An 11,911-nucleotide genomic window follows, 5' to 3' on the forward strand; every position below is an offset into this window, starting at 1 on the left:
ACGGGCGCGAACGTTCTACCCCGGCTACCGTTATCATATATCGATATAAAAAATGGTCAACCAGAAATATTTTCTGGCTGACCTTATAATACGATTGGGCGCGATTGTTGAAGAAGCGTCGCTGTTCTTATTAAACTAACGGGGGGCCTTAGTTGAACAAGGAGCAAAAAAACAATTGATTTAGTTGAAGAAAAGCTATCTCTTTGCGGATAGCTTTTTCTTATTACTAACAAGAGTTAGTTCAAATCTTATCTCTTCAAGAATGGGATACGATAATAAAAAAATCATCCCCCATGGTTATTAAAAGAGGATGGCTTTTAAGGCTGAATCGGCAGTAGAGTTTTTTCAATTACGTATTAGATGTTTAAAAGTATATAATAAAAAATGAAGTTGATTTTATAGGGTTTATTACTTGTTATATACACTTTACTTAAGATAAGCCATGACTATTTTTGAAGCAATTATGGTTGCTATAAGTTTTTCATCGCTTATAGTTTCAGTAATTGCATTGTCGTTTACATTTACACAAAAAAAGTAAACCGCCCTTGCCTCCCAAGCATGTGAGTCGGTTTACTTGATCATTTTGCAAATCGCCTTTGAAGCGATTCGTCTTGTTACGAAGACCATTTGGTGCTACAAAACTAAATGGTCTTATATATTTTATATACATCTTCAATATGAATTATAACACGCAGATAAGTATTTATTCAATTAGAACAAATAAATACAGAATTATATAAGCTTCACAAGAATATAAAATTCAACAGGCGAAAAACAGATAACTAAATAGTTGTCTGTTTTATGTAACTGTTTCTTTAGAGATGATCGGAAGCTGATGGGAATTTTTTCTGAATTAGCAAATATAATCGTTTTTATTCACATAATAAAATTTGACGTAAAAACGATTGCTTTTTAGCAACACATCGATCTGCTATAACAAAACCTGCATCCTCTATCATGTCATCAATTGTTTCAATCGTAACGACAACTACCTTATCGGCAATGCGTCGAGCATGTTTTATAATATCATATTGATCTTCGGCTGATGTATGCGTAAATAAGTTATAAGGTAAATCAATTATAGCGACATCATAATGTTCCATAACCTCGGAGATTGGACCTAATGTAATATTGCCTGTTAACCCAAAATAAGTGATGTTTTTTCTGGAACCTTGACAAACATTGTAATTAATATCTCGCCCTTCAATATTAATTCCCATAGAAAGGGCTTCAATTACTACCGTCCCTATACCACAACAAGGGTCGATCGCACGAATATTTTGAGGCTGGGGAACTGCGATATTTGCAACAGTACGAGCTACTCTAGTACTAAGTGCCGTTGAATAACTGTGTGGTTTGTGTAAATGATTATGCCAAATGGATTCACTCTTCATATGCTTTCCAAAATACCAAATTCCATCTATTAAAATAAGACCAAATACAATTTCAGGCTCATTTAGGTCTGGTTCGCCATCCATGCACAGCCCTACCTCGCGTTCTATCAATCTACGCTCCGGCAGATGAATTTTCTTCTCTTCACCTATATCCATACTATTTAAACAAACTATTTTATAAGTTGCTTCCTTTACTTTTAAATCCTTCACCAATGTCTTGATGTTCTCTATGCTGTTATCCTCATATAGCACTTCAAGTCTGTCCTGCATAAAAGGGCTACGGCTTGGATCAATTTTAATAGGGCTTATTATATAGTTTGATTGGGAATCAAAATTAAAAAATGAACGCATCTCCATTCTGCACAAATCGTACTCATCAACATGATGTACATATGTGTATATAAATTTACTGTTATTTTGTTCGTTACTCAATTGATTATCATCCTTTTAAGTTGTTGTTCACTTGATTTCACTAACGTACATAAAAAACAAATGAAGTTGTTTATTTGGTAATCGTATCATAGGTGACTCTATGAAGCCACTCGATATCAATATCGATTCACATTTATGTCGAGGAAAATTGATTAGAGGGAATAGTGGAAATAATTTGTAAGAAAAAATAATATAAAAATAGACATTTATTCATTTCATCAAGTCGAATTTCATGTTTCACAATTAGAGGAGGGTGTTTAATGGTTGTAACGGAAGATGTTTTAAATAGAAAGGGAGCAAGAAAGGCTAGCGATATCCCTACTGATGTTTTAATGTTGTTGAATCAAGGGACCATAGAGAGTGTAAATTTAACGGAATGGCAAGCTGTTCACCATATTACTTTAGTAAAAAATGTTCTACCGTCAATAGGGCTAGAAGAAAAGTTAGAATTTATACTAACGGAGATAGAGAAACAAAAAGTTGAAACGGGAATGAAGGCTATACGTTTACTAGGAAGTTTATTAGATACAGTCATGATGGATGAAAGTGATACCAAAAAAGAGGAGCTAATCAAAATATGTTCAACTCATGTATCTGATAGTGTCCGATGTTGGGCAGCGTTTATGAATAAAAACAACGGTTATTCCTTAGAAGAGAAATTGTTGTATATCCATTCTTTCGCAGCAGATCATCATTTTGGTGTCCGAGAAATTGCTTGGATGTCAATTAGGGAGAACCTTTCAGCGAATATTGAGAGTAGTGTAGATTTGTTAACGGAATGGGCGAAAAGTGAAGATGAAAACATTCGTAGGTTCAGTTTAGAATCAATCCGTCCTCGCGGGGTATGGACAAAGCATATTGAAAAATTAAAGGAAGAACCGCAAATTGCACTTCCTATTCTACATTTACTTAAATCAGATCCGTCAAAGTATGTTCAAGATTCTGTCGGTAATTGGTTAAATGATGCTAGTAAAACTCAACCAGAGTGGGTTAAAAATCTTTGTGATGAATGGCAAAAAGCATCACCAACTAAAGCGACTGAGAGAATCATTAAAAAGGCTCAAAGAACAATCGTAAAAGGTTAAATAATTGAGGAGAGGAAAATAAAACACAGTTAGGATGGTAGGGGTCTATGCTTTCTGTGTATTATTAAATCTTGTAAAAAGAGAATTTCAAAATCATTTGAAATTCTCTATTATATATAGCTATTTTGGAGGATACCAATACGAAATAGCACTTATAATATGGATCCATGTTTCATGTCAAATTAGACCTTCATTTCCCGAACAAGCAGAGAAACATTAGGACTCACCAATTTTGGCTAGTCCTAATGTTATTCTTTGCTCGATAGAGGAGGTACCTCCTGTAGAGTTGGGTGTAACTTTATAGTAAGTTTGATTAAATGAACGATATTAACCTGGATATGAGAACAATAATTTAGACCCTTAGCGAGCCGCGGAAGCTCCTTGCAGCATAGTAAGAATCTGCACCATTGTGGTACACAAAAACAGTGTCGTAGCGATAATCACAAAAGATGGCGCCGCCGAGTTTTCTAATATTAGCAGGTGTTTGCACCCAGCTTGAAGTTTTCATATCGAAATTTTCAAGTTTCTGCAGCTCCCGGTATTGTTCTTCCGTTAATAGTTCAATGCCCATGGCAGTTGCCATATCGATAGCGTTATTTTCTGGTTTATGCTTTTTCCTTGACTCCAGTGCTTCCCGGTCGTAACAAACACTTCTGCGACCTTTAGGACTTTCCGCTGAACAATCATAAAAAATGTATTCGCCCTTCTTTTCATCATGGCCAACAACATCCGGTTCGCCGCCAGTTCTTTCCATTTCATTAAGCGACCACAGTTTTTCAGTATTAGCTTCGAGCTTAGCTTGTACTTCAGTCCATTCAAGCCCTTTATGGCGATTCATATTTTTCTCAAAACGGGCTTTCAAAGTTCTGAGTAATTCCTCACGTTGTTCTAGTAACAACTCTTTATTTTTCTTTGTCATATTAGTTTCCCCCTTATTGTTATTACTCATAATTGGACAGAACTGCTCAGTAAGTTCAATAAAAATTCACTTACTTATGATAGAGTTCTCCGTTTAACATCGAGTATTCTGCTAGTTATAAAAAACAAATCATTGCCTTTATTTCATCTCTAGTTTGTATAAATGTATCGTTTTCGTTTGGGAAAATCGATATGGCTTCACGGTCATTTTCAATATCCGTCTAGAAAAATCGAAAGTGGTATGTTGAATGCTTCAAATTTCTCGTCTTGTTATTAATTGTATAATCTTTTATTTCCTCTTTTTCTGCTAGCCAACACCGTTGAATAACTTAAATGGTAGATACTAGCTAACATTTACAGGGCAAAAATAAAAAGGAAGGATGGTATTTCATGAAAAGTTTACAACTGGAAAATCACTTTATTTTCCAAAAGGATTGTCAACATAAGGGCCCATCATTGTAATGCGCATTAGTTGATTAGCCATAAATTTTGGTGAATAAGGCATATAGTTTTCTAACCACCAAATAATCACCTCAAGAAAGGCAGCAGCAAAATATCTGACAGCCATTTCACGTGGGACTGTAAGCTTTTTGTCGTCGGACTGTATAGTGTATATCCCATTTGAGACAAAATCGATGATGATTTCCTTCAAACCTGAAGAGAAATAAGGAATGTCTTTTTCAGTTAAAAACACTTTATATAATTTACTAACATGAAAGTAAAAATATTGTACCAACAACCACATTTCGATTTGAGTATGTTAACGAAGATATATTCATTTACTCAAAACAATTGAAACTAAATCAAATGGATGTCGAAAAGTTAAGGTGGAAGATCAAAAAATCTAAAATCAAGTAGGATATTAGAAACGGATAATGTGGATTATACCCAATTTAAATTGCACCTATCATACTAGACAATTGGGCTTAATGAAACATACCCTGTCAAATAGTTATTGGAAATACTAAAAATACAGCGGCTTGAGTCTTGAATTCTAGAGGGCTCAGGCCGTTTTATCTTTTCTGGTATTGATAAGATGAATTCAAAAGTTGCCGAGGTAACATTTGGAAAAGTAGGGGTATTTGAGATAAAATATTAGCTAAGCGGCACGATGAAAGTTTAAATAGTACATTTGAGATTAAAGTAATAGAAAGCGGGTTGTATTAAAATGCACATGTCTAAAGTTCATATATGGGTGGGTATTAACCGTGATGATACTTATGTTTTTGAAAAATACTTTGAATTGGATTACAGTGATCAAGCTATAGATATTGATGACCCTGATTATAATGTATGTCAATTTTGTAATGATATTGGTGAGAGGAGATATGATGAGGATTTAATAGGTGTTTGTAGAACAGAAGAGTTGAGAAATATAACAGAGTTTTTGGGGGAGTTATCAGTTTCATCTGACATAGGGATTGAAATACAGGATACTAGTATAGAAAAAGGTTTTGAAAGTATTAATTCAATGTTCTATTATATGGATCCAGAATTAGAAATATCAGATGTAAATAAACTGTACAATAAACTTACTTATTTAGGTGTTTTTGAAACTGGTTTATAACGGAATTCTATTACTAGAAAGAGTTGTTATTCAGAAAAAACTGGGATTTTGGAATAAGAATATTTTCGGTAAAAGTCTACCTTCAGGATTTTTCATTAAACAGAGGGGGAGGTTATTTAAAAAAGGTGGAGAATATTGCTAGTGTTTTTGCATAGGGGGATAGAATGAGGGATACAAAGATGATAGCTCAAACAATGAAGGAAACATTTGTTCAACTTAATGGTTTTAAATTATTTGTAAAATTTTATGGAGATAAAAAGAATACACCAACTGTTATAATGGATGCCGGATATGGAGACTATTCTAAAACGTGGAAGCATATTGTGTCTGAAATTTCTGTGCTTACAGATGTACTCGTTTATGATAGGGCTGGATTAGGAAAAAGCGAAAAAAGCCCGAATCCTAGAACAAGTACATATATGGTAAAAGAGTTGAAAGAAGCCCTTATTCGATTGAATATTAGGCCACCTTACATCTTGGTAGGACATTCTTTTGGTGGGGTAAATGCACGCATATATACTTCAGAATATCCTCAAGAGGTTGCGGGGCTAGTGCTAGTTGACTCTACACCCGAAGATTATAAAGAAAGGTTTTTGCCAACAATGTCTAAGGAGTTTCAAGATGCTTACAACAAACAATTTGTTTATGAAGGTACATATGATGAATTTATGGAAAGCTTGAAACAGCTAAAGAATTCAAGAAGGGAAATAAGTGTCCCTTTAATTATTATATCAGCAGGAAAAAAAGTTCATTATTCAGAAGAATCACAAGGGCTATGGAATAAAATGCAGAAAGAGATTCTTCAAATATCTTCTACTGGTGAATTTATAATAGCTAAAAATAGTACCCATTACATACAAAATGATGAACCAGAAGTCGTAGTTAATGCAGTGAAAAGGTTAATTGACAATAGTTAAAAAGTAAACCTGTATTTTAATGTAAAATTAACCATAAGTAATGTAATTGAATTCATTCAAAAGTCATATTTCGAATTTTTATAGCAAAAAATAAGTGGAAAATACATAAAAATTCAAAAAATTATTGACTCTTTTTTTTATGTGTGATAAAAATGATAATATCAATTCGGAAAATTAATAGTTGGGCAATGATAGGATAAAGTAGTGATAATCTCCCTTTTTCAGAGAGCTGATGGTTGGTGCGAATCAGTGTATAGATGATCATGAATTTCGACCTGGAGCATCTTTCATAAATCACACATGTTGTGAGGAAGTGGAAGACGGTAGTGAATACCGTTATCAAATAAAGTGGTGAAGAATTTTTTCACAACTAGGGTGGTACCGCGATATATATCGTCCCTACGTGCTTACGTAGGGACGTTTTTTATTTTGGGCGTATTCTTGTTGTATTTTCATAACTAGGGTGGTACCGCGATATTATATCGTCCCTACGTATTTACGTAGGGGCGTTTTTTTATTAAGGTTTTATTCTAGTTGTATCTTCATAACTAGGGTGGTACCGCGATATTACATCGTCCCTACGTATTTTCGTAGGGACGTTTTTTAACTTCTTTTAGCTGGTGTTCAAACACCTGCTAAAAGAAGTTAAAGCCTCCGGCGGATGTCACGGAATCGGAGAGGAGTTCTTTGTGCAGGCACAAAGCCAATTGCGGACGCAATTATGCCGAGGCATAATTGATTAAGGTTTTATTCTAGTTGTATCTTCATAACTAGGGTGGTACCGCGATATTATATCGTCCCTACGTATTTGCGTAGGGACATTTTTTTTGAATAGTTTCTTGGTATTTTTCACAACTATGATGGTACCGCGATATTTTTTCTTCCCTAGCTTTGAAGGAAGTGATTGTAGGAGAAAGGAGTCACGATTGACCAATATGAATAAAAACCGAATTGTCATAAATAAAGAAATAGAAGATGAGAGGAGATAAAGAGATGAATTCACAGCAATGGACATCGAAATTAGGTTTCATTTTAGCTGCAGCAGGCTCAGCGATAGGTCTTGGTGCGATTTGGAAGTTCCCGTATATGGCCGGTATTGGAGGTGGCGGTGCGTTCTTCCTTATTTTCATCGGTTTTACCTTATTAATTGGTTTACCGTTATTATTGGCTGAATTTGTCGTTGGAAGAAGTACACAAAAAGAGGCTGTTGAAGCATATAGAACTATTGCTCCAAAGACGCTATGGCCCTGGGTCGGAAAATTAGGGATTGCCACATGTTTCATATTGCTTTCATTCTACAGTGTTGTAGGAGGATGGATTTTATTATATTTATGGAATGCAATTACAGGTAGACTATGGGAAGGAAATGGTGCGTACGAAGCAACATTTGGTGAAATCATTTCCAATCCATTTTTAGCGGTTGGATCACAGCTATTATTTATTCTTATGACTATTTTTATCGTAAGTAAAGGTGTACAAAACGGTGTTGAAAAAGTAAATAAGTATTTCATGCCAGCACTATTTGTTTTATTCTTTGTATTAATTATTCGTGCTCTTACATTAGATGGGGCAGGAGAAGGGGTTCGCTTCTTCTTGCAGCCGGATTTCTCAAATGTAACATCTGAAGTTATTTTATATGCGATGGGGCAATCGTTCTTCTCGTTATCTGTCGGTGTAGGCGTAATGGTTACGTATAGTTCATACTTACCGAAAGAAGAAAGTTTACCACGTTCCGCATTTTCTATCGTCGGTTTAACGCTTGTCATTACATTGCTTGCAGGGCTTGCTATTTTCCCGGTAGTCTTCGCATTTGGAATGGAACCATCTCAAGGACCGGGTCTATTATTTATAGTCTTGCCAGCGATTTTCAGTAAAATGGCATTTGGAAAAGTGTTCTTCATTATTTTCTTGTTACTATTTTTCTTTGCAACGATAACATCAGCCATTTCCATGCTGGAAATTAGCGTGGCCTCTTTAACGACAAAAGGTAAAGGGAAACGCGAAAAAATGGCATTGATTGTAGGATTACTAATCTTTGTTGTAGGGATTCCATCGGCGCTATCATTTGGCGTATTAAGCGATGTGCAATTATTTGGAAAAACAATCTTTGATTTAGCAGACTATACAGTAAGTAATATTCTTATGCCACTCGGTGTATTATTAGTTGCGATCTTCGTACCGTTCAAAATGAAGAAAGATGTATTAATGAAAGAACTGGGTGTAAGTAAAAATAAAGGCTATAAATTATTTGTATTATGGTTATTCTTACTTCGCTATATAGCACCGATTGCAATTATTATTGTATTTTTAAATGTAATTGGCGTGATTTAAACATATAAAAGGCCCTAGCATATTAATATGTTAGGGCCTTTTTGCTATATCTTGCATTTCATGTAGTGTATCAAAGTGAATGTAAAACTATAAACCAAAAACTGCACAGGTAAAGAGAGAACTAATCGGGTCCAAGGGAAAAGTGATCAGGTTAGCCAAGGAACTGATCGGGTCCACAAGAAAAGTGATCAGGTTAGCCGAAAAACTGATCGGGTCAGCTGAAGAACTGCTCAGGTCCAAGAGAAAATAGAATGACACCATTTTTTTCATTAGGTTCCCACTCTAGTAAACGCATAGTTTCAATAGTACTCCTTAATACCGACATCACCCAAATTGGATGCTTGTCACCTAAAATCTTTATTTAAGTTTTAGTCCTAATAACGAAACGAGGTTCATAATCACTAATCACTTCAAAAATTCCATCATTGTAACAATAAATGTGATGCTCTACGTTAGGAATTTCTTTACTGCCTAACCAAGGTAATTGATCAAACCATTCAATATAATCAGAATGGCTCATTTTATAAAACCACTCTGCAGAACCTTCAATAGATGACTCTTGTTCAATTGCATCATTGACAAGTGGCACTAAATCAGACCTAGGGATTTCTCCGGTATATCGAAAAGACCAAACATAATCTTGAATTTCAGACATTTTATCATAAATAATATCAACCTCAGAACCATTTATATCAATTAATGTTAAACATAAACCCAAATCAGTATAATTGAATGTAGCATTTACGATTTGAGACCTTTCTAAACAGGTTATTGGTTGCCAAATATGAAGTTTACGGGTACTCATATAATCCCCCTTTACTTTTCCTCAAAAATTGATTATTCACTGTTATATTCAAAAATTATTATTTTATATCTTAATTTTACCAGTAAAATTACCGTTAGAATAACTAAGTGTTTTACTATTTGTTGTGTTGATTGAGACATAGTAACGTTTTTCCATCACTAGTTTGTTTTCGTTGTAGGACTTTGAACTACTGTTATACCGGCATTATTTTAAAATGCTCTGATGCCCTTGCTGCGCCTGCCAGTAGTTACATAATTATTAACTTTGTTTGTTGAGATTGCCAATAGAAGAAAAGACCGTGATTAAACACGAAAAAAGAAAATTGTGAAAATATCTCCTTAACTCCCTAAAATATTGGAATGAAATAGCACAAACATCACAATTTTTTCAGCATATCATAATGGAGAAAGCGTTTTCTTCAATTAATATAGAAGAAAGTCACTACAATTCAATCAAGTTTGCTGCAAAAAACTTTGTTACAAATGTTAAATATCAGTATGACAAAAGTGTTCTTAATTAAGTACATTACGTCACTTGGTTTTTATTACGACACTTAGAGAGAAAGGGTATGAAACCAAGATTGGCTAATCTGATTGGAAAGCCATGTTTGAAGAGTTTCGACCTGTCGTTGTAATAAATCAACATCCTGCTGTTGAAGTGATACACCTTTATAAAATCAATATTGTTCATCTTGATATCCATAAAAATTCGTAAAGACGTGGTTTGTTTTGACACGTCAGATATACCATTGAAAATTCTATAAATTAGATGATTTCAGCTAGTTCAGACAAATATTTGTACGAATATTGGGATTTTACGAAAAAAATTTGCAAAAACCTTAACTATTTCATACGAAATCCGTATAATAAATCAAACAGTGTGAAAATTGTCCATTTTCTATCGATGGTAAATTGCGTGAATCTTTTAAATTGTATTGACGTAGAGACAGATAATTTGTACACTGTGTACAATCAATTGTTTTTTGGAGGAATACATTTAATTTAAAAAGTTAGGATTTGATGGTTATGATCGTATGTAAATTTGGTGGAACATCTGTAGCAAGTGCAGAACAAATTCAAAAAGTAGCAAACATTGTAAAATCTAATCCGGCACGTAAAATCGTAGCCGTTTCTGCACCTGGGAAGCGTTCTGGTGATGATATAAAGGTAACTGATTTATTAATTAACTTAGCAATGGCAGTATTAAAAAATGAAGATATTGAGAAAGAATTGCAAATCGTTGTAAATCGCTTTATGGCGATTGCGGATGGTTTGGAGTTAGATTATACAATTTGTGATGTGATCGCTGAAGATTTACGTGAACGTGTACAAGGTGATAAATCGAATGAGGAATTATTTATTGATAGCATCAAAGCGGCAGGGGAAGACAATAATGCGAAGCTAATCGCTGCTTATTTTAATTCCATCGGTATGCCTGCGCGCTACGTAAGTCCAAAAGAAGGTTTGGTAGTCAATGATTTACCTGAACGCACGTGTGCATTACCAGAGGCTTATGCTAATTTAGCACCTCTAAAATATACTAAGGAAATTATTGTATTCCCAGGTTTCTTCGGTTACACTAAAGCGGGCATACTGCGTACATTTGATCGCGGTGGCTCTGATATTACAGGCTCTATTTTAGCAGCTGCTGTTGAAGCAGAGCTTTATGAAAACTTTACGGATGTGGACTGTGTGTTCTCCGCGAATCCGAAAGTTGTGAATGATCCAGTGGAAATTAAAGAAATTACGTATCGCGAAATGCGCGAATTATCCTATGCAGGCTTTTCGGTTTTCCATGATGAAGCGTTAATGCCTGTCTACAAGATTGGGGTGCCCGTTAACATAAAAAATACAAATAATCCATCAGCCCCAGGTACTCGTATCGTTCCAAGACGCTCTGTTACAGGACGTCCAGTTACAGGTATCTCGGCAGACAGTGGCTTTTCAACTTTATATGTGTCAAAATATTTGATGAATCGTGAAGTCGGCTTTGGACGTAAGCTTCTTCAAATTTTAGAAGATGAAAATATTTCATATGAACACACACCGTCTGGTTTAGACGATATTTCTGTCATTATGCGTTCAAATCAAATTACACTAGATAATGAAGAACGAATTCTTTCTCGTGTGAAAAATGAGTTACATGCAGATGATGTGCAAATGCGTCATGGTTTCTCGATGATTGTTATAGTAGGCGAAGGCATGCGTAATAACACAGGTCTAGCGGCCCGTGCTGCAACTGCGATTTCTAAAACAGGTGCAAATATAGAGATGATTAATCAAGGTTCATCTGAAGTTAGTCTAGTATTCGGAGTGCTACAAGAGTTTGAAAACCAAATTTTACAAGCACTTTATGAGGAATTTTTTGCACATGCGAGAGTGTGAGGATAGATAGTGAAACCTTAATCAGTGGGGAGTTCTTTATCCTCACTGGTTAATTAGTGTTCACCAATCGGGCATTTA

General features: G+C 34.9%; 10 protein-coding genes and 1 other annotated feature. Of the genes, 6 read left to right on the top strand and 4 right to left on the bottom strand.

Going from position 1 to position 11,911, the window contains the following annotated elements:
* The first annotated feature begins 442 nt into the window (after positions 1 to 442).
* On the top strand, positions 443 to 538 hold the full coding sequence (locus ACQKMI_RS18530; RefSeq protein ID WP_427413453.1) for a putative holin-like toxin: 96 nt from the start codon (positions 443 to 445) through the stop codon (positions 536 to 538).
* A 334-nt stretch (positions 539 to 872) separates the two neighbouring features.
* On the opposite strand, the gene ACQKMI_RS18535 is transcribed toward ACQKMI_RS18530, so the two are convergent.
* Positions 873 to 1,826, bottom strand: coding sequence for a TRM11 family SAM-dependent methyltransferase (locus tag ACQKMI_RS18535; protein WP_427491267.1), 954 nt, complete (start codon positions 1,824 to 1,826; stop codon positions 873 to 875).
* A 260-nt stretch (positions 1,827 to 2,086) separates the two neighbouring features.
* Between ACQKMI_RS18535 and ACQKMI_RS18540 the strand changes: the two genes are divergently transcribed.
* Positions 2,087 to 2,911 (top strand): DNA alkylation repair protein, encoded by an 825-nt coding sequence (locus ACQKMI_RS18540; protein ID WP_427491269.1) that lies wholly within the window; start codon positions 2,087 to 2,089, stop codon positions 2,909 to 2,911.
* A 352-nt stretch (positions 2,912 to 3,263) separates the two neighbouring features.
* Here the strand turns inward: ACQKMI_RS18540 and ACQKMI_RS18545 are convergent, their stop codons facing one another.
* Complete coding sequence (locus ACQKMI_RS18545) at positions 3,264 to 3,830, bottom strand: DUF4256 domain-containing protein (protein ID WP_427491271.1); 567 nt, start codon at positions 3,828 to 3,830, stop codon at positions 3,264 to 3,266.
* Between the two features lie 417 nt (positions 3,831 to 4,247).
* Positions 4,248 to 4,574 (bottom strand): TetR-like C-terminal domain-containing protein, encoded by a 327-nt coding sequence (locus ACQKMI_RS18550; RefSeq protein WP_427491273.1) that lies wholly within the window; start codon positions 4,572 to 4,574, stop codon positions 4,248 to 4,250.
* Between the two features lie 429 nt (positions 4,575 to 5,003).
* On the opposite strand from ACQKMI_RS18550, the gene ACQKMI_RS18555 reads away from it, so the two are divergent.
* From ACQKMI_RS18555 to ACQKMI_RS18565, 3 genes are all read left to right on the top strand, one after another.
* Positions 5,004 to 5,396, top strand: a complete 393-nt coding sequence (locus ACQKMI_RS18555) for an immunity 22 family protein (RefSeq protein WP_427491275.1) — start codon at positions 5,004 to 5,006, stop codon at positions 5,394 to 5,396.
* A 164-nt stretch (positions 5,397 to 5,560) separates the two neighbouring features.
* Positions 5,561 to 6,313 (top strand): alpha/beta fold hydrolase, encoded by a 753-nt coding sequence (locus tag ACQKMI_RS18560; RefSeq protein ID WP_427491277.1) that lies wholly within the window; start codon positions 5,561 to 5,563, stop codon positions 6,311 to 6,313.
* A gap of 179 nt (positions 6,314 to 6,492) precedes the next feature.
* Positions 6,493 to 6,717: a binding site (T-box leader), on the top strand.
* Between the two features lie 589 nt (positions 6,718 to 7,306).
* Positions 7,307 to 8,644, top strand: coding sequence for a sodium-dependent transporter (locus tag ACQKMI_RS18565; protein ID WP_427491279.1), 1,338 nt, complete (start codon positions 7,307 to 7,309; stop codon positions 8,642 to 8,644).
* Between the two features lie 361 nt (positions 8,645 to 9,005).
* On the opposite strand, the gene ACQKMI_RS18570 is transcribed toward ACQKMI_RS18565, so the two are convergent.
* Complete coding sequence (locus tag ACQKMI_RS18570) at positions 9,006 to 9,449, bottom strand: hypothetical protein (protein ID WP_427491281.1); 444 nt, start codon at positions 9,447 to 9,449, stop codon at positions 9,006 to 9,008.
* 1,025 nt (positions 9,450 to 10,474) lie between these two features.
* Between ACQKMI_RS18570 and ACQKMI_RS18575 the strand changes: the two genes are divergently transcribed.
* Positions 10,475 to 11,833, top strand: a complete 1,359-nt coding sequence (locus tag ACQKMI_RS18575; protein WP_427491283.1) for an aspartate kinase — start codon at positions 10,475 to 10,477, stop codon at positions 11,831 to 11,833.
* Positions 11,834 to 11,911: the final 78 nt, after the last annotated feature.

The organism is Lysinibacillus sp. NPDC097214 (genome assembly GCF_050277945.1).
GTDB lineage: Bacteria > Bacillota > Bacilli > Bacillales_A > Planococcaceae > Lysinibacillus > Lysinibacillus xylanilyticus_B.